At 72.4% G+C, this 18,423-nt stretch carries 17 protein-coding genes; 8 read left to right on the top strand and 9 right to left on the bottom strand.

Annotation, left to right across the window (positions count from 1 at the left end; genetic code table 11):
* Positions 1 to 42 precede the first annotated feature (42 nt).
* The 5 genes from J0911_RS12090 to J0911_RS12070 form a co-directional block, all read right to left on the bottom strand.
* The gene (locus J0911_RS12090) at positions 43 to 528 is read right to left on the bottom strand and encodes a hypothetical protein (protein WP_207275687.1); all 486 of its coding nucleotides are present in this window, start codon (positions 526 to 528) and stop codon (positions 43 to 45) included.
* 93 nt (positions 529 to 621) lie between these two features.
* The gene (locus tag J0911_RS12085) at positions 622 to 921 is read right to left on the bottom strand and encodes an SHOCT domain-containing protein (RefSeq protein WP_242636622.1); all 300 of its coding nucleotides are present in this window, start codon (positions 919 to 921) and stop codon (positions 622 to 624) included.
* A 153-nt stretch (positions 922 to 1,074) separates the two neighbouring features.
* Positions 1,075 to 1,746, bottom strand: a complete 672-nt coding sequence (locus J0911_RS12080; RefSeq protein ID WP_207275686.1) for a response regulator — start codon at positions 1,744 to 1,746, stop codon at positions 1,075 to 1,077.
* Positions 1,747 to 1,773: 27 nt separating this feature from the next.
* Complete coding sequence (locus J0911_RS12075; protein WP_207275685.1) at positions 1,774 to 3,144, bottom strand: sensor histidine kinase; 1,371 nt, start codon at positions 3,142 to 3,144, stop codon at positions 1,774 to 1,776.
* A gap of 114 nt (positions 3,145 to 3,258) precedes the next feature.
* A complete protein-coding gene (locus J0911_RS12070) occupies positions 3,259 to 4,494 on the bottom strand; it encodes an amidohydrolase (RefSeq protein WP_207275684.1) in 1,236 nt (411 codons plus the stop codon).
* A gap of 143 nt (positions 4,495 to 4,637) precedes the next feature.
* On the opposite strand from J0911_RS12070, the gene J0911_RS12065 reads away from it, so the two are divergent.
* Together J0911_RS12065 and J0911_RS12060 are read left to right on the top strand one after the other, a co-directional pair.
* Positions 4,638 to 5,204 carry a hypothetical protein gene (locus J0911_RS12065; protein ID WP_207275683.1) on the top strand — a complete coding sequence of 189 codons (567 nt, stop codon included), beginning with the start codon at positions 4,638 to 4,640 and terminating at the stop codon, positions 5,202 to 5,204.
* Positions 5,205 to 5,258: 54 nt separating this feature from the next.
* Complete coding sequence (locus J0911_RS12060) at positions 5,259 to 7,400, top strand: NAD(+) synthase (protein WP_207275682.1); 2,142 nt, start codon at positions 5,259 to 5,261, stop codon at positions 7,398 to 7,400.
* Between the two features lie 56 nt (positions 7,401 to 7,456).
* Here J0911_RS12060 and J0911_RS12055 read toward each other — a convergent pair whose 3' ends face one another.
* Entirely contained in the window at positions 7,457 to 8,899 is a 1,443-nt protein-coding gene (locus tag J0911_RS12055) for an MFS transporter (protein WP_207275681.1), read from the bottom strand.
* A 242-nt stretch (positions 8,900 to 9,141) separates the two neighbouring features.
* On the opposite strand from J0911_RS12055, the gene J0911_RS20805 reads away from it, so the two are divergent.
* Together J0911_RS20805 and J0911_RS12045 are read left to right on the top strand one after the other, a co-directional pair.
* A complete protein-coding gene (locus J0911_RS20805) occupies positions 9,142 to 9,933 on the top strand; it encodes a copper resistance CopC family protein (RefSeq protein ID WP_207275680.1) in 792 nt (263 codons plus the stop codon).
* A 194-nt stretch (positions 9,934 to 10,127) separates the two neighbouring features.
* Positions 10,128 to 10,409 (top strand): HU family DNA-binding protein, encoded by a 282-nt coding sequence (locus tag J0911_RS12045; RefSeq protein ID WP_123816084.1) that lies wholly within the window; start codon positions 10,128 to 10,130, stop codon positions 10,407 to 10,409.
* Positions 10,410 to 10,520: 111 nt separating this feature from the next.
* Here the strand turns inward: J0911_RS12045 and J0911_RS12040 are convergent, their stop codons facing one another.
* From J0911_RS12040 to J0911_RS12030, 3 genes are read right to left on the bottom strand one after another with little or no spacing between them, the layout of a single operon-like run.
* Positions 10,521 to 13,103, bottom strand: coding sequence for a lysylphosphatidylglycerol synthase transmembrane domain-containing protein (locus tag J0911_RS12040; protein WP_207275679.1), 2,583 nt, complete (start codon positions 13,101 to 13,103; stop codon positions 10,521 to 10,523).
* A gap of 46 nt (positions 13,104 to 13,149) precedes the next feature.
* Complete coding sequence (locus tag J0911_RS12035) at positions 13,150 to 13,938, bottom strand: CPBP family intramembrane glutamic endopeptidase (protein WP_207275678.1); 789 nt, start codon at positions 13,936 to 13,938, stop codon at positions 13,150 to 13,152.
* A 48-nt stretch (positions 13,939 to 13,986) separates the two neighbouring features.
* Positions 13,987 to 15,510 (bottom strand): S10 family peptidase, encoded by a 1,524-nt coding sequence (locus J0911_RS12030; protein WP_207275677.1) that lies wholly within the window; start codon positions 15,508 to 15,510, stop codon positions 13,987 to 13,989.
* Between the two features lie 171 nt (positions 15,511 to 15,681).
* Between J0911_RS12030 and J0911_RS12025 the strand changes: the two genes are divergently transcribed.
* The 4 genes from J0911_RS12025 to J0911_RS12010 are packed head-to-tail and all read left to right on the top strand — an operon-like array spanning position 15,682 to position 18,374.
* On the top strand, positions 15,682 to 16,350 hold the full coding sequence (locus J0911_RS12025) for a hypothetical protein (RefSeq protein ID WP_207275676.1): 669 nt from the start codon (positions 15,682 to 15,684) through the stop codon (positions 16,348 to 16,350).
* Positions 16,343 to 16,648 (top strand): transcriptional regulator, encoded by a 306-nt coding sequence (locus J0911_RS12020; RefSeq protein WP_207275675.1) that lies wholly within the window; start codon positions 16,343 to 16,345, stop codon positions 16,646 to 16,648. The genes J0911_RS12025 and J0911_RS12020 overlap by 8 nt, the downstream gene beginning before the upstream one ends.
* Positions 16,645 to 17,583 carry an ABC transporter ATP-binding protein gene (locus J0911_RS12015; RefSeq protein ID WP_207275674.1) on the top strand — a complete coding sequence of 313 codons (939 nt, stop codon included), beginning with the start codon at positions 16,645 to 16,647 and terminating at the stop codon, positions 17,581 to 17,583. The genes J0911_RS12020 and J0911_RS12015 overlap by 4 nt, the downstream gene beginning before the upstream one ends.
* Positions 17,580 to 18,374, top strand: a complete 795-nt coding sequence (locus tag J0911_RS12010) for an ABC transporter permease (RefSeq protein ID WP_207275673.1) — start codon at positions 17,580 to 17,582, stop codon at positions 18,372 to 18,374. The genes J0911_RS12015 and J0911_RS12010 overlap by 4 nt, the downstream gene beginning before the upstream one ends.
* Positions 18,375 to 18,423 lie beyond the last annotated feature (49 nt).

The following is an 18,423-nucleotide window of genomic DNA, read 5'->3' as shown; positions in this document are numbered from 1 at the left end:
CCGCCGCGACCGCGGTCGCGGCAGGCCGCCGACCCGGCAGACCTAGACGCCCTTGACCCAGCCTTCCTGGACACACGTGGCCTTGAACGACTCGATGCCGGTCACCACGTCCTGCGGGCGGGCGGGACTGCCCTGCTTGGCCTGGTCGAACGGGGCGCGGATGCGTTCGAGGTGCGTGGTGAGCCGCTTCGGCGACAGGCCGACCAGGGACGAGATCTGATTGCTCATCTTCGAGACCTGGGCCTGGGTGCTCGAGGGGTCGAGCGGCTGGGCGATCACCGGCGCGAGTGCCCGCACCTTGCCGGCGAGCGGGCGGTGGCCACCGAAGAAGGCGTCACAGGCGCCGACGACGTCGTACTCCTGGCTGAGCCCGACCTGGGTGTCCGGCGCCGACAGGTCGATCCGGCTCTCGCCGGAAGGGCTGGCCGCGGGGGTCACGACCGACTCGCCGGCTTGGGCGCCGGCCACGGAGCAGCCGCTCAGCAGGAGTACGCCTGCGACGGCGGCAGCGATGATGGGGGTACGCATGTGAAGGATCCTTGTCGCTTCACATGACGTTTCCAAACTCGTGATATGGCGGGTTTATGCCATCTGTATGACACAAACCCGCCATGGGTGGGGTCAGCTCCTGCCGTCGCCCGTCTCCGTGGCACTGCGAAGCACCGCGAGCCGGCTGCGGTACTCCGACTCGTCGATCTCGCCGCGGGCGTAGCGCTCGCCGAGGATGGCGACCGGGTTGGCACCGGTCTGACGCGCCCATGGCGCGCCCTGACGGAACCCTCGCCGGGCCGACCGGGCGATCAGCACCACGATCGCCACGACGAGCAGGAACCACAGGATCGGGAAGATGATGAACCAGCCGGGGCCGCCGCCCCAGCCGTCGTGCGGCATGTGGGTGGCGATCTGCGCCAGGGTGTTCATGGTCGACTCCTCCGGTGTGCGGCCTCGACGGGCCGCGGACGTCGGCGCGGTCCGCGCCGGCGACCGGATCTCCGGCCGCGGCACGAGTCTTCTCCGGGAGGACGGCGCCGTCGTCGGCCCCGCGTACCGTTCTGGATACCTCGCGCGTACCGGTCAGAGTTCTCCGTCCCAGCCCGGCCGGACCAGGCCCGACTCGTACGCCACCACGACGAGCTGCGCGCGGTCCCGCGCCCGGAGCTTCGTGAGGACACGTGACACATGGGTCTTGACCGTGGACTCCGACAGGTACAGCTTGCGGGCGATCTCGTCGTTCGCGAGCCCGCCGGCCACCTCCACCAGCACCTGGCGTTCGCGCGGTGTGAGGTCGTCCAGGCCGGGTGGTGCGGGCACGTCCCGCGCCGCCCCGGCGACACGCGCCAGCAGCCGGCGCGTCACGCTCGGTGACAGCAGGGCCTCGCCCGACGCCGCGACCCGTACGGCGCGGACCAGATCGGCCGGTTCGGTGTCCTTCACGAGGAACCCCGCGGCGCCCGCGCGAATCGCCTCGGTCACGTACTCGTCGAGCTCGAACGTCGTCACGACCACGACGTGCACGCCGGCCGCCCGTGGGTCCGCGGCGATCCGGCGGGTCGCGGCCAAGCCGTCGGTGCCGGGCATCCGGATGTCCATGAGGACGACGTCGGGCAGGTGCTCCAGCGCCAGCTCGACCGCGGCGTCGCCGGTCGCCGCCTCCGCGACGACACGCATGTCGGGCTCGGAGTCCACGAGCGCACGGAATCCGCCGCGGACCAGGGCCTGGTCGTCGGCGAGCAGGACGTCGATCATGTGAGTTCTCCTCGGGCGGGCACGGATCTAGTCATCGCCGGACAGCGGGAACGACGCGCGCACCAGCCAGCCGATCTCGTCCGGGCCGGCCGTGAGCGTGCCGCCGAGCGCCTCGACCCGTTCCCGCATGCCCCTCAGCCCGTACCCGCCGTCGTCGCCCGGCGTACCGGCACCGTCGTCCGACACGACGACGAGGCACGACGCGCCGCTCCGCCGGACCGAGACGGCGACGCGCGTGGCGCCGGTGGCATGTCGTCGCACGTTGGTCAGCGCCTCCTGCACCACTCGGCGAACCGCGCCGGCGACGCGGTCGGGAAGCCGGGGCGCGTCGACCTCCAGGGTGACCGCGAGTCCGTCGGCACGGGACTGCGCGACGAGCCGTTCCAGGCCCGACAGGTCCCAGGTCGGCGAGAGCGAGGTGCCGTCGAGGCCGGTGTCCGACGGCGGTTCGGGGGGCCCGTGCGACATGCCGCGGTTCCGGCCCGGGCTCGCTCCGGAAGGCTCCTCGCCCGCCTCCCTCCGGACGATCCCGAGGACCGTACGGACCTCGGCGAGTGCTTCGCGGCTCGTGTCGCGGATCGACGTCAGGGCGCTTCGCGCCTGGCCGGGGTCGCGGTCGAGCAGATGCAGGCCGACACCTGCCTGCACGTTGATGCCGGACAACGAGTGGGCGAGGACGTCGTGCAGCTCACGGGCGATTCGCAGCCGTTCGGCGGTGACCGCGGTGCGCTCGCGCTCGGCGGCGGTCTCGCGGGCCGCGGCGCGATCGGCGGCCCTGCGGGCGGCACGGTCCCGGATCGCGCCCGCCGCCAGCAGGGCGACGACGGTCCAGGCCGTGCCGGCGACGAGGCCGGCCGGTGAGAGGCCGGCGGTCAGCTCCCGGGGGCCGTCTCCCCGGTGGCCGCCGTGCGGGGCCCACGTTCCCGGCCGTCCCGGCGGCCCGTCCCAGACGGCTTCCTGGAAGACCGGCGGGGCGAGCGTCGAGGCCGCGACGACCGTGCCGAGCAGCAGTGCCGCACCCGACCAGGCGATGATCCGTCCACGGCGTGCCGGACCGCAGAGGACGATCGCCGCGAGCAGCACCACCGGCTCCAGGATCGCCGGTCCCCAGGGGTAGCCCGCGAGGAGGTAGGCACCGGTGGCACCGATCGAGACGGCTACCGCGCCCGCGGGCCGCCGGGGCAGGAGGAAGACCATCGCCAGGGGCGTGGCCAGGAGCAGGGCGAGCGCGCCGACGTCGAACGACCGCGCCTCGGGCTGCGAGAGCCCGGCCCCGAGGCTCCCGAGCACGGCGACGGCCAGGATGGCGACCGCGACGAAGATCCGTGCGCGCCGGCGTTCCAGCGGTCCGCGGTCCGGGGCTGCCGGGAGCGGGCGGCCCCGCTGCTCGAGCGACATGCTCGCCACGCTAGCGGGGCCGGACGCCGGACGCGTCACACCACGGTGCCGTCCGGCCTGGTACGGCGGACGGACGCGCGCGGCGGGCGGATCGTGTGGCCGGGCACGGACCCGTCAGGCGAAGCGATCCGCGCGCTCCGCGACCCGGCGTGCACCGCGGCCCCCGTCGGCCTCGTAGTCCCAGCTGTAGACCTGGGTGCCCGTGATGAACACCCGCTCGGCACGCTGGGTGGCGTCGAAGGGATCGCCGGACCACAGCACGACGTCGCCGTCGAGACCCGGTCTGATGGCACCGACCCGGTCGTCGAGCCCCAGGAAGGAGGCCGGGTTCGTGGTGATCGCCGCGAGCGCGGTCTCGCGCGGGAGCCCGTCGCGGACCGCGAACGCCGCCTGGTGCACCAGGAAGTCGATCGGGATGACGGGGTGGTCGGTGGTGATCGCGACCCGGACGCCGGCCGCCGCCATCTTCGCGATGTTCACGTTGGCACGCCGGCGCACCTCGACCTTGGAGCGGGAGACGAACATCGGGCCGTAGATCACGGGAATGTCCTTCTCCGCGAGCACGTCGGCGATCAGGTGGCCCTCCGTGCCGTGATTGACGACGAGGCGGTAGCCGAACTCCTCCGACAGCCGGATGGCGGTCGCGATGTCGTCCGCCCGGTGGGTGTGCTGGTCCCAGGCGAGCTCACCGGCGAGCACGCGGGCGAGTGCCTCCTTGCCGAGGTCGCGCTCGAACGGTTCGCCCTTGGCCTCGGCGGCGTCCCGCCTCGCCACGTAGTTCTGGGCGTCCACGAACGCCTTGCGGATCACGTGCGCCGTGCCGAGACGGGTGGACGGCAGCTTCTTCTGGTCGCCGTAGACCCGCTTGGGGTTCTCGCCGAGCGCCGACTTCACCGAGACGGAGTCGCTGATCACCTGCTCGTCGATGACCCGGCCGCCCCAGGTCTTGATCGCGATGGTCTGGCCGCCGATCGGGTTTCCGGAGCCGGGCTTCAGGACGGCGCTCGTCACACCGCCCGCGAGGGCGTCGTGGAATCCCTCGTCCTCGATGTTCACGGCGTCGAGCGCACGCAGCGCGGAACCGTCCGGGTCGGTCATCTCGTTGGTGTCGTTCCCGGCCCAGCCCTCGCCCTCCTCGTGGGTGCCGATGTGCCCGTGCGCCTCGACGAACCCGGGCAGCAGCCACTTGCCCGAACCGTCGACCACGGGCGTGCCGCGGGGGATCGGGACGTCCTGTCCGACGGCGGTGATCACGCCGTCCTCGATCAGAACGGTGCCGTTCGGCACGGGTCGCGAGGCGACGGGGACGACGTATGCGCCGGTGACGGCGACGCTGGAGCGGGTTGTCATGGGCAACATCATCGCGTAGGCGCGCGGGGCGCCTCGTCCGGCCCGCGCCCGAGACCGACGGTGCGCCGCAGCGGGCCTCCGTGGGCGGCCGCGGGGGAACACAGTAGGATCCGGACGGACGTTTTACGCGAAGGAGACTCAACGTGGCATCCCGCAACCTCAGCAGGTTCCTCGGCGACACCTGGGGAACGCGCATCATCCGGCTGCTCTTCACGATCGGGGCCGTGCTGACCGTCGTGTCCCTCGCGCTCATTCCCGCTGCCATGGGCCAGGCGTCCGACGCGGCGAGCCTCCTTGCCGACGGTGACCGCGCCACCGCGACCGGCGCCGAGGGCCGCGCCGAGGTGCGGGAGAAGCGCCGCGACGGCGTGGACCGGCGGGAGATCATGGACCCGGAGGTGCGCGCGACGGTCGCCCTTCCGGACGGGTCGCAGCAGCTCGCCCTCAACGACCCGCAGAGTGCGCCCGAGACCGCCTACCAGGAGCAGTGGGCGCCGGCCCCCGCTCCCTACGAGGGCTCGTTCGAGGTCGTCTACGACCCGGCCGACCCGGCAGGCACCGTGACGGCCGTGGCCGACGCCGAGGAACGGGCCGACTACACGCCTGCCGGCAACGTCGCGATCGCGGTGTTCTTCGTCGTGTGGACGCTGGCCTTCGCCTACCCCTTCTACCGCAGCTTCACGAAGAAGCCGGAACCGGCGCGGGCGTAGGTCTCCCGGTGACGAAGCGCCCTCCCCGAGGAGCGCGAACCTAGACTCGGAGGCGTGGACTTCTACAACGCGTACGCCCAGGGGTTCGCCCGCGTCGCGGCCTGCACCATCCCGATCACGCCCGCGGACCCGGCAGCGAACGCCGCGGCGGTCCTGGAGCAGGCCCGAGCCTGCCACGACGAGGGCGTCGCCGTTGCCGTCTTTCCCGAGCTGTGCCTGTCCGGCTACGCGATCGACGACCTGCTCCTGCAGGACAGCCTGCTCGACGGCGTGCTGGACGCCCTGCGTCGCCTGCTCGCCGAGGGCGCCGAGCTGTCGCCGGTGATCGTCGTCGGCGCGCCGCTGCGACATGGTAACCGGCTGCTGAACTGCGCCGTCGTCGTGCATCGCGGGCGGGTGCTCGGCGTCGCGCCGAAGTCCTTCCTGCCCAACTACCGCGAGTTCTACGAGAAGCGGCACTTCGCCCAGGGAGCTGGTCTCGACGGCGCGACCACGCGCCTCCTCGGCGTGGACGTCCCGCTCGGCACCGACCTCGTCTTCCGTGCCGAGGACGTGCCCGGGCTCGCCGTCCACGTCGAGGTCTGCGAGGACATGTGGGTTCCGGTGCCGCCGTCGGCCCGGGCCGCTCTGGCCGGGGCGACCGTGCTGCTCAACCTCAGCGCCAGCCCGATCACCGTGGCCCGCGCCGAGGATCGCCGGCTCCTGGTGCGCAGCGCCAGCTCCCGCTGCTGTGCCGCCTACGTCTACACGGCCGCCGGCCAGGGGGAGTCCACGACGGACCTGTCCTGGGACGGCCAGACGATGGTCTACGAGTGCGGCGAGCTCCTCGGTGAGACGGAGCGCTTTCCGGACGGCCCGCGCCGTACGGTCGTGGACGTCGACCTGGACCGGATCCTCCAGGAGCGCCGGCGTCAGGGCAGCTTCGACGACAACGCGCGGGCGCTCGCGATCGGGTACGACGGCGGTCGGCGCGTAGCAGTCGCGGGAGGTGCGTCCGGTGCCGGTGGTACGGGTGGTGCGGCCTGGGCGCCGGGCTCGACCGCGCCGGGCGCCTTCCGCGAGATCGGGTTCACGGCCGCACCGCCGTCGGGCGACGTCGGCCTGCGGCGCGAGGTCGACCGCTTCCCGTTCGTGCCCGACGACGCCGACCGCCTCGCGCAGGACTGCTACGAGGCGTACAACATCCAGGTCGGCGGGCTGGAGCGGCGGCTGACGGCGATCGGCTCCCCCAAGGTGGTCATCGGGGTGTCCGGAGGGCTGGACTCGACGCACGCGTTGGTCGTGGCCGCGAAGGCGATGGACCGGCTCGGCCGGCCGCGCACCGACATCCACGCGTTCACGCTGCCCGGCTTCGCGACGTCGCCCGAGACGAAGGCACGTGCCACCCGGTTGTCGCGCTCGCTGGGCGTGACGTTCGAGGAGCTCGACATCAAGCCGGCTGCCGAGCAGATGCTCAAGGACCTCGGTCACCCGTACTCGGCGGGCACCCGGCAGTACGACGTCACCTTCGAGAACGTCCAGGCCGGCCTGCGTACGGACTACCTGTTCCGGCTCGCGAACCACCGTGGCGGCATCGTGCTCGGCACGGGCGACCTGTCGGAGCTGGCGCTCGGCTGGGCGACGTACGGCGTCGGCGACCAGATGTCGCACTACGCCGTCAACACGGGGGTGCCCAAGACTCTGATCCAGCACCTGATCCGCTGGGCGATCGACACCGAGCAGCTCGGGGACGCGGCCTGCGAGGCGAACGTGGTCCTCGCCGAGATCCTGGAGCAGGAAATCACGCCGGAGCTGATCCCGGCGGACGAGGGGGAGGCACCGCAGTCCACGGAGGCCTCGGTGGGGCCGTACGCGCTGCAGGACTTCTCGCTGTTCTGGACGCTGCGGTACGGGATGCGGCCCAGCCGGATCGCGTTCCTCGCCTGGCACGCGTGGCGTGACGCGAGCAGCGGCGCCTGGCCACCTGGCTACCGTGACGCCGACCGCACGGCCTACGACCTCGCGACGATCAGGCACTGGCTGGAGCTCTTCCTGCGCCGCTTCTTCGCGAACCAGTTCAAGCGGTCGGCGATCCCGAACGGTCCCAAGGTCCTGGCCGGCGGCACGTTGTCGCCGCGCGGGGACTGGCGGATGCCGTCGGATGCCCGGGCGACGACGTGGCTGGCGGAGCTGGAACGCAACGTCCCCGCGGATTGAAGGCCCCGGCGTGCGTCACGGCGGCCGTCGTGCGCCAGGTGCACATCGGCCGACGGTCAGCGGGCGCCCGGGCCGCTCCGGACACGGCCTCGGGCGGCGAGTGCGAGCGCGGCGGGGACCAGCAGAACGGCTCCCGCGACGTTGACCGCCTGGAAGCCGCCGAGAGCCAGGACCGGGCCGGCCAGTGCGGCGGCGCCGGCACCCGCGTAGTTCATCAGGGCGTCGCAGGCGCCCTGGAGCGGCACCCTGACACGTGTCTCGCCGACCCCTGCCAGCAGGGCCGACGTCGCGATGACGGATGCCGACCAGCCGAGCCCCAGCAGCAGCAGAGCGGCCGCGGTCGCGACGCTCGCCGCAGGATCCGGCCCCGCGGTCGCGTGGCCGGCCGCAGCCGCGTGGTCGGCAGCGGCACCGTCGGCCATGACGGCAGCGACGAACCCCATGACCACGGACAGCGCCTGCACCACCAGACCGGCGGCAGCGGTCCGCACGGCGCCCCAGCGGTCGGCGAGCCAGCCGAACACCGGGCTGAACGCGAACATGCCCAGCACGTGCAGGCTGATCACGATCCCGACCAGTTCGAGCGACATCCCGCCGTGCTGCATGTGCAGGGGTGTCATCACCATCACCATGATCATCACGGCGTGTGCGACCGCCATCGTCACCACGGCGAACCGGGCGCGGCCATGGCCCCAGGCCCAGCGGAGGGCCCCGAGCGCGGTGACCGGGCGGTCGCTCGGGCCCGCGTGCCCAGGGGGGCCCGCGTGCCCAGGGGGGCCCGCGTGCCCAGGGTCTGGGCTCCCGGAGCGCGCGTCCGCCGGGTCCTGCTCGGCGGTCGTCGTGACCGGCGGTGAGGACGGGGCGTGTGCCGTGGCCGGTGCCCGGGAGGCGGCCGGTGCTCGGGGATCGCGGTAGAGCAGCCCGACGACGAGGCCCGCCAGGACGTATCCCACGACCGCGAACAGGTACGGCCCGGACAGGTCGGGCACGCCGAACACGCGGCCCAGGACCGCTCCGGGAGCCGCCAGGTTCGGGCCCACCACCGAACCGATCGTCGTCGCCCAGACGACGATCGCCATGGTTCGGGCACGGGTCGTCGTGCTCGCGTTGTCCGCGGCGGCGTACCGGGACTGCAGGTTGGCGGCGTTGGCCACCCCGTACAACGCCATCGCGGCCAGGAACAGCAGCGCCAGGTGGAACACCGCCGCCGTGACGATGAGCACCGCGCCGACGGTTGCCAGAGCGTATCCCCAGCTCAACGCGAGCCGCCTGCCGCGCCGGGCGGCGGTGCCCGCGAGCGGCACCGCGGCCACGGCGGCGCCGAGCACGCTGGAGGCCTGGGCCAGGCCGCCCATCGACGTGCCGCCGAGATCTTCCGCCAGCAGGGCACCGACCGCGGCCCCGGACGCGACGCCGACCCCGCCCAGGAGGTTGCTCGCGACGAGGACCGCCGTGTTGCGGTGGCCGTGCGGTGGCACGGCCGAGGTGTGGTCGGTCATCTGCTCGCTCCCGGTCGGTCTCCGGACACCCTAGGCGTCGACACCGACATCGCCGGCCGCCACCGGTACCCGCGTCGACATCGCCGGCCGCCACCGGTACCGGCGTCGCGGGCCGGAGCCACCGCGGGGCAGGTCCTGAGGGCGGGCAGGTCTTGCGGACCGCCGGCACGTCCGGCGACGTGGCGAAGCGCACGGCCCGAAAGGCTGTAGAAGTGTCGGCGTGCCGGAGTAGGGTGCGAGACATGCCTGAAGTTGTCTCCTCGGCGGACTCGCGCGCCGTCACCGTGCCGCGCGCCGGCGTCCGGATCGCCGTCCTGCTCGTCGCGGCGTGCGTCGCGTGCCTGAGCGTCGCCGGGATCTTCCTGATCGCCTCGCCCCCGGCGTCCGCGCACGATCAGCTCCTGTCCAGCGACCCGGCCGACGGCGACGAGCTGGACGTCATGCCCGGGGCCATCACCCTCACGTTCTCGGGGGAGCCGCTGGAGACCGGCGCCGAGGTGGTGCTCACGGGCGAGGACGGCACGCCCGTCGGTCTCGAGGATCTCGCCGTCGACGGCACCGTGCTCACCGCGTCGCTCCCGTCCACCCTTCCCGGGGGCGAGTACGACGTGGCCTGGCACATCGTGTCCGGTGACGGGCACCCGCTGGAAGGCGCCTTCTCCTTCACGGTCGACACGCCCTCCGAGCCCTCGGCGACGGCCGAGGACGGCGCCTCGTCGCCGGACACGGAGTCCGCGGCCCCGGCCGACGTCCCGGAGCCGACCGAGACGGCCGGGGCGGCCGAGGACGGCGGCACCGCCGCGTCGGACACGCCGACCGGGATCCCGAGCGGTGCGGCGGCGCTCGCGGTCATCGGGGCGGTCCTCGTGGTCCTGATCATGCTGATCGCCATGCGGCGCAGGATGAAGGAGACCGAGGCGATGCGCGCGCGCCGCCAGGACGGCGAATCCGCAGGTGAAGGCTCCGAGGGCGGCGACAGGCCGGGCTCCTCCGGCGGCGACGGCGGCACCGCGGGCTCCTCCGGCGGCTCCTGAACGGAGCGTCACGAACGCATGTTCGGAGTCTCATGTGCGTGTCCGAGGCCCGTCAGAGAAGCGTTGGTGAGGTCTTCGTCACGTGACGACTCGCGGCAGAAATGCGGTTCTTCGCGATTTTCTGCCGATCTGCTGGCATGATCGGACATCGACGTCGGCGTGACGGCCGACTCGTGTCCGAAGAAGGGAACCGCATGTCGCTCAACAAGACCGAGCTCGTCTCGGCCATCGCGTCCAAGTCCGGCCTCACGAAGGCTGACGCTGACAAGGCGCTCGACGCCTTCCAGGAGGTGCTGATCGAGTCGCTCGGCAAGGGCGAGGCCGTCAAGGTGACGGGCCTGTTCTCGGCCGAGCGCGTCGAGCGCGCTGCCCGGACCGGCCGCAACCCGCGGACGGGCGAGGAGATCCAGATCCCCGCCAACTTCGGTGTGAAGATCAGCGCGGGCTCGCTCCTGAAGAAGGCTGTCGCGAAGTGACGCGACGCTGACCTGCTCGGCGAAACGCTGAGCCGATCGGCGCAAGGAGGCCCGGCACACCTCGAGGGTGCCGGGCCTCCGGCCTGTCCGGCGCCGGTCACCGCTCGCGACTCACAGGTCGCCCCGCCGCTCCAGGTATCGCATGGCCACCCAGCCCAGCGGGATGCGCCCCCAGTAGGTGACCACGCGGTAGAGCAACGCTCCCGACACGGCCAGCGCGGGGGACAGCCCCGCCGCCGCGAGCCCCGCGGTCATCGCGCCCTCCACGCCGCCGAGGCCGCCGGGAGTGGGCAGCAACGCGCCGAGCGCGTTCCCGATCAGGTAGACGAGTGCGACGTCGACCAGTGGCAGCGACTCTCCCAGCGCGCGCAGACACGCGTCGAACGTGAGCGCGTACCCCAGGGTCATCACGAGGTTCCCGGCGATGCCGACGGCCAGTCGCCCGGGATGGGACAGCATCGACGCGAGCCGTGGCCACACCTGGCGCGCCCGCGGCCGGATGTGGTCGAGTGCCCAGCGCCGCACCCGCGGCACCAGCAGCACCGCCACGACCGCGACGGCCACACCGCCGAGGGTGATGAGGACGGAGGCGGAGGGCAGTTCGACCAGCACGCCCTCCCCGGTGAACACCGACATCACGATCAGCAGCAGTACCGTCACGACGAACTGCGACACCTGAACCAGCGCCACCGTGGTGACCGCCATCGACATCGCGACACCACGCTGGGTGAGCAGGCGCAGGTTCAGCGCCGCGGGCCCGATCCCGGCAGGCGCCGCCAGCGCGACGAACGAGCCGGCGGCCTGCGTCAGCGTCGCCCGGAACAGCGACACCCTGGTCGGTGAGAACGCCACGAGCGTCAGCGCGGCACCGAACCAGGTCGCGAGCCCGAACGCGTACGCGACCGCCACCCACCAGGGATTCGCCCCGCGGACGGAGTCGGCGATCTGCTCGAAGCTGATGGTGCCGACCACCACCGCCACGGCCACGATCGTCAGCGTGAGCATGACCACGGTGCGGGCGCCGAACCGGGTGATCCGCTGCGGCTGGATGTCCGCCTCGGGGAGATGTTCCACGATGGCGTCCCGCAGCTCGCCGATGAGTCCCTTCTGCGCCCGCAGGGCCTCCCGGGTGGGTCGCGGCAGCGCGATGCTCTGGATGAGGGGGCCGATGGCGGCGATGTCCTCCTCGGGCAGGGCCCGGACGGCCGAGGCGACGGCCGGCCGTGCGCCCACCTTGGCCGACAGCAGGGCGAGCATCTGCACGAGGTCGAGGCGCCGGGAGAGCGGGCTGGAGACGATGTCACCCTGTTCCCACCCGCTGAGCCACACGTGCGGCTCGCCGTCGTCGTCCCGGTGCACCAGCAGCGTGTCGGGGGCCAGCGCGCGGTGGGTGAGCCCGGCGTTGTGCGCACGGCCGAGCTGGTCCCAGGCCTCGGCGAGCACGTCGGAGTCGAGGTCTTCCCCGGGCACCTGGGTGAGCGGCAGGGCTCCTTGCGGATGTTCCAGCACGAGAGCGATGGAGTCGCCCGCCTCGCCGACGCCGTGCAGCCGTGGTGTGCGGACCCCGGCCGCCATCGCCGCGTACGACAGGAGCGCGTGCCGCTCGGCCACCGCCTTGAGCGAGATGGCCGCACGGCCTTCGATGCCGCGCAGGCGTAGCGCGCGCCAGAGCCGGGTCACCGTGCCGACCACCTGACGGTCCCCGTCGAGCACCACGACGTCGCGGCGCACGTCGTCGTCCGTGAACAGCGCGTACACGCGCGTGTCGCGGGTCCGGGCGAGCGCGAGGGTGGCGGGGTCCGACGGCGGCTCCGGCCGGGTGGAGGACCGGCCGTTGCGGTCCGGTGCGCGCAGCACGCTGACGGGCAGACGCGTGACGGCAGCACCCGACCCGTCCACCTCGGTCACCGGCTCGGCGTCGGGAGCGGCGCCCTCGGCGTCGTCGGACACGGCTCGGACGCGGACGAGGGCCTGCGGGCGGAACCCGGCGCGCCGGACGGCCGCGACGAGATCCGGGCCATAGGCCCGCTCGCTCCGCACACCCGAGACGTACTGCACGGCCTGGCCCACGGTCCGGCCGAGGAAGAGCGCGACGAGCACGCCGGGCAGGGACACCTGCCCCGTGATGAGGACGATGAGCAGGGCGAGGAACAGCAGGTTCCACGACCACCGCACGGTACGACGGCGGGTCGCGGGCCCCGCCACGGTGAGCAGGGCGGTCAGCGCCACCGCGTAGGTGGGAATGATGAGCTGGTAGCCCTCACCGAGCACCCAGACCGACATTCCGCGGACGAGTTCGTCGCTGCCCAGGTACCGCACGCCGAGTCCGAACAGGATCCCGATGACGAGGCCACCGGCACCGGCGACGATGGACTCGACGACCTGGCGCCCCAGCCGCCGCAGGCCGAGCTCCGTGAGCACCGCCACGGGGCCGAGGATGGCCACCACGCCCTGCAGCACCACGACGGGGATGAACAGGATGTCCGCGACGAGGTCGTTGAAGTTCCGGACGTCCTCCGTCACGCCCTCGGTGGTGCCGTGCGCGGCGACCGACATCACCAGGACGAGGACGACGCCGAGCGCACTGATCACCAGGCCGAGCAGGTCGCGCGGGTGCCGGACGCGAACCTCCGGTGTGTCCACGACGCGGACCACGCTCACGGGGTCGGCGGCCCGGTCGGTCGCGTGGGACATACTCGCGAGTCTATGGCTGTGGTGCGCCGAGCGAGGGAGAACCGGGCTACGCGGCGCCCAGAGCCGCCAGCCATTCCGGGGGAACCAGTGCATACCCGACGAACGCGACCACGTCGAGAAGGGTGTGCGCGACGATCAGCGGGACGATGCGACGGCGGCCACCCTCCCGGAATCGCGGCGACGTGTAGAACCACGAGAACACGATGCCCATCACGACGTTCCCCAGGAACGGGCCGATGCCCTGGTAGAGGTGGTACGAGCCCCGGAGCAGCGAGCTCGCCACGACGAACCGGACCCGCCCCCAGCCCAGGTCCCGCGTGCGCTCGTACAGGTACGCGACGGCGATGACCTCCTCCAGCAACCCGTTGTAGAGCGCGGACAGCAACAGCACCGGCACCGTCCACCAGTGGTCGTTCAGAGCGCTGGCCTGCACCTGGACCGTGATGCCCAGCATGCGCCCGAGCGAGTAGAACGCGAGCCCCGGGATGCCGATCAACGCCGCCAGGCCGACGCCCCAGGCGAGGTCGCGGCCCGGCCGTGCACGGTCCAGCCCGATCCGGGCCAGCGAGCCCCGGCCGCGCGCACTCAGGAGATAGAGCGCCAGCGCGACCGGGACCAGACCGAACCCGATGCCGAGCAGCTGGTACGTCAGGTCCAGCCAGGGCCGCTCGGACTGGCTGGCGTTGAGGGTGGCGGTCTGCTCCGCGAGGGGGGTGCCGTCCGTGAGCCGGGCCGTGATGCTCACGACCGAGTACAGGGCCGCCTTGCCCAGGCTCAGGCCCAGCACGATCCAGATCTCGGCGCCGATCCGGCGCCGGCTCTCCACGGTGCTCACCCGCCGATCCTCACCCGCCGGCCTGAGTGCCCGCTGGGACACACCGGGTCACCGGTGGGACGCCCGCTCGACGAACGCCGCGAGGTCCGCCGACTGCCGGACCCGTGCCTCCGGGTGCACGTACATCATGTGCCCGGCCGGATACGTCCTCGTCTCGATGCGCTCGCGGGCCTCACGGGGAACCGGCATCTGGTCCAGGCTGTACTCGATCGCCTCGACCGGGACGCCGCCGTCGTACCGGCCCATGGCGACGTGCACCCGCAGGTGCGGGTTGACGATCATCGCCTCGGCGAGCTTGTCCGCGACGTCGACCGCGCGTCCCTCGAACTCCTTGTACGACCACGGGTGCACCGCGCCGGTCATGACCTCGTACACCGCGTCGTGGGTGTACTCCAGCTCGCCGCGCAGGTAGTGGTGCAGCGCCGCCGAGTAGGGGCCCAGGATCGCGGTGAGGAAGGGATCGTTCGGCATCTTCTCGTGCACGTAGTGGTCGGCTGGGCCGGTGAACCGCGTGTCCAGCCGGCCGGTCACGAGCCGGCGCGACCGCAGCAGCTCCGCGTAGGCGCGCAGGTGCTCCGGGCGGAGGTTCGCGCGGTCGACGTAGTCCTCGCTCAGTCCGGTGATCGCGGCGACGCGGGCGACGGCGGCCGCGCGGGCGTCGTCGTCCAGGGCCTGGCCGCGGGCCAGTACGGCACGGTACTCGTCGGCGTAGTCGCGGGCGTCGGCGACGACCTCGTCGAGCGACCGGCCCGGGTGCAGCCCGTGGTAGTGCGCCGTGGCGGCGTAGACCGGCAGGAAGAGGGGGTTCGGGAGATCCGAGCCGTCGGCGTGGTAGAGGGTCTCCAGGTTGAGCGCGGGTGCGATGAGCATGACGCCGTTGAGGAACATGCCGAACCGTCGCTGCAGGTACTCCGCGAGCGACGCACCACGGGTACCGCCGTACGACTCACCGATGAGGAACTTCGGGCTCATCCACCGGTCGTGACGGGACGTCCACAGGCGGATGACCTCGCCCACGGACTCCAGGTCACCGGTGAAGCCGTGGTAGGGCCTGGCCTTCTCCCCCTCGGCGGCGCGGGACCAGCCGGTGGAGACCGGGTCGATGAACACGAGGTCGCTGACGCGCAGCAGGGTCTCGTGGTTGTCGAGCAGCCCGTAGGGCGGCGGGGTCAGGTTGCCGACGTCGCCGGCGTCCACCCGGCGCGGTCCCAGCAGTCCGAGGTGGAGCCAGACCGACGACGAGCCCGGCCCGCCGTTGAACGCGAACGTCACCGGCCGCCGCGTCACGTCGGCGCCGTCGAGCGTGTAGTAGGTCAGGGACATCTCGGCCTTGGCCTTGCGGCCGTCGTACTTGTCGTCCGTGGTCACCTCCTCGTGCAGCACGATCCGCCCGGTCGTGGCCGTGTAGGCGAGGTCGCCGTCCGGGGTGTGCAGCGTGTGATGAGTGGTGACCAGGTCGTCCCGCGGAGCCGGCCGGGCACCCGCGGCGTCGCGGCTCGGCTGCGGCCCGGGGGTACCCGTCGTCGAGGGCGTCGTGGGGGCGGGGGACTCGGGGGTGGGAGTGTCGCTCACGCGCCGAACCTATCCCACCGGTCGGCGCCGGCTGAGCCGCGATCGGTACGGGATCGCCTCCCACGCCACGTGCGCCCGGCGCCTCGCGACGCGGGGGGAGTTGTGTCGAACGGTCCCCGTAGGGCAAACTGGTTTGCGATGCAAACCAGTCGGAACCGGGAAGGCGGGATCATGTCAGCGGACCACGGGGCCTCTCCGGGCACGGAGCCGGAAGGGGGCGAGGCGATGGACGCCGCCGCCCGGCTCAAGATGATCGACGAGCAGCAGAAACGCGCGCGCACCGGCCTGGAGCCCGACGCGCGGCTGCTCTATCTCGTCTGGGGTGCCGCCTGGCTGGTCGGCTACCTCGCGATGTGGTTCACGTCGAAGGACGGGAGCTCGCCCACGATCTGGGCGGGCTGGACGCTGGCCGTGGCGATCATCGCCGCCATCACGTTCACGATGGTGCACTCCATCCGGCGCACCGCCGGGACCCGTGGTACCTCGGCGCGCGTCGGCGCGATGTACGGCTGGGGCTGGATGCTCGGTTTCCTGACGATGTGGGCCATCCTCACCGGGCTCGTCAACGCGGGCGCCGACGGCGAGGTGGTCGCCGTCGCCGCGAACGGGACCGCCTGCCTCATCGTGGGGCTCATGTACCTCGCGTGCGGAATGGTGTTCCAGGACAACGGCGTCTACGCCCTCGGCGTGTGGATGCTGCTCACCGCCGCCGTCGCGACACTCGTCGGCCTGCCCGGGACCAATCTCGTCATGGCACTGCTGGGCGGAGGCGGGTTCCTCGCGATGGGGGTGGTGACCTCTGTCGTCGACGCCCGACGGCGAGGAAACCGCGATGACTGAGACCGATCTCGACGCCGTCATCCACGCGCCCGCACGGCTGCGCATCGTCGCCACCCTCGCGACCCTCGGCCCCGGCGACGAGCTCGGCTTCCCCAAGTTGCGCGCCCTGCTCGACATGACCGCCGGCAACCTGTCCACCCATCTCCGCAAACTCGAGGACGCCGGGTACGTCGAGGTCACCAAGACCCACGAAGGACGCACCCCGGCGACCTACCTCAAGCTCACCGACCGTGGCCGTACCGCGTTCCGGGACTACCGCACCGCACTGGCCGGTCTTCTGAAGGGAACTGGAGCATGAACCTGCATCACGACGGCGGGCCCGTCGTCTCGGTCGACGAGGTGACCCGCACCTTCGGCGACGTCGTCGCACTCGACCACGTGTCCCTGGAGGTCGGGCCGGGCGAGCTCGTCGGGCTGCTCGGGCCGAACGGCGCCGGGAAGTCCACGCTGCTCTCCCTCGTCAGCGGCCTCCGGCGACCGGACTCCGGCACCGTGCGCCTGCTCGGCCAGGACCCGACCCATCCCGTGGCACGAACCACCCTTGGCATGACGCCGCAGGAGACCGGCCTGCCCGCGACCCTGCGGGTGGGTGAGGTCGTGGACTTCGTGGGCGGGCACTACCCCGATCCCGTGCCGACCCCGGAACTGCTGGAGCAGTTCGGTATCACCGAGCTGGCCCGGCGGCAGACCGGGTCGCTGTCCGGCGGGCAGAAACGACGCCTCGCGGTGGCGCTCGCGATGGCGGGACGGCCGCAGATCGTGCTTCTCGACGAGCCCACCACGGGCCTCGACGTCGCCGGCCGCACGGCGCTCTGGGACGCGATCCGGGCCTGCCACCAGGCCGGGGTGACCGTCCTGCTCACGTCCCACTACCTGGAGGAGATCCAGGCGCTCGCGGAGCGCGTCGTCGTCGTCGACCACGGCCGTGTCCTCGCCGACGACACCCTCGCGGCGATCCTCGAACGGGTCGGCGCCAGCCGGGTCTCGTACTCGGGCCCCGACGGCGCGCGGCAGGAGCACGTCGTCTCCGACTCCGACCAGTTCGTGCGCGACCTGGTGCGCTCCGGAACGGAGTTCACCGGCCTGGAGATCCGGCACGCCTCCCTGGAAGAGGCGTTCACCGCACTGACCGCCGGCGCCGCGGACGGCGAGGGCAGGGAGACGAGGCACGCGCCGGGTGCGGAGTCCGGCCGCGCTCGCGCCGGCCTCACGACCGAAGGAGTGAACCGATGACCACGTCGACACCGCCCCGATCCGCTGTCCAGGCCATGCGGCCCTTCTGGGAGCTGTCCTGGCTGCACCTCAAGTATCAGTTCCTGGAGACCGTGCGGATTCCCATCGCCGTCTTCGGCAACATGTTCTTCCCCGCGCTGTCGATGGCGTTCTTCGTGGTGCCGCAGGCCGAGGTGGCGGGCAATCCGCAGTGGGCGACGATGGCGGTGGCCGGGCTGGGCCTGTTCGCGGTCTGCTCCGCGAGCCTCTTCACCTACGGGCTCGGCGTGGCCGAGGACCGGCAGCTGCCGTTCTATCCCTACCTGCGCTCGCTGCCGACGGGTCCCGGGCCGCAGATGGTCGGGCGGGTGCTCAACGGCGGGATCTTCGCGTTGTTCGGACTGATCCCGCTGATCCTGGTCGCCGTTCTGTTCACCGAGGCCACGGCGACGCTCCCGCAGCTGGTGGCGGGTATCGGCACGATCCTCGCGGTGTCGGTACCGTTCGTGCTGCTCGGGCTCGGCGTCGGCTACGCCCTGCCGGCGAAGGCCGCCCTGCCCGTGGTGCAGCTCATCCTGTTCCCGCTCGCGTTCGCCGGCGGGCTGTTCCTGCCGCCCCAGATGTTCCCGGGCTGGCTGGACGCCCTGTCGATGGCGACCCCCACGCGTGCCGGGCGCGACCTCCTGGTCCAGGCCCTCACCGGCGTGGAGGCGTACTCGCTGGCGCTGCCGCTCCTGGTGGGCTGGACGGCTCTGTTCGCCGCCCTGACCGCCTGGTCCTACCGTCGTGACGAGGGCCGGCGCTTCCGCTGACCCGGGCCGGCCCGACGACCGCCACCACCGACGGTGGTGCCGTGACCGT

The organism is Myceligenerans salitolerans (assembly GCF_017349295.1).
In the GTDB taxonomy this organism is placed as follows: Bacteria; Actinomycetota; Actinomycetes; order Actinomycetales; family Cellulomonadaceae; genus Myceligenerans; species Myceligenerans salitolerans.
This window is presented reverse-complemented; position numbering and strand designations above follow the sequence as displayed.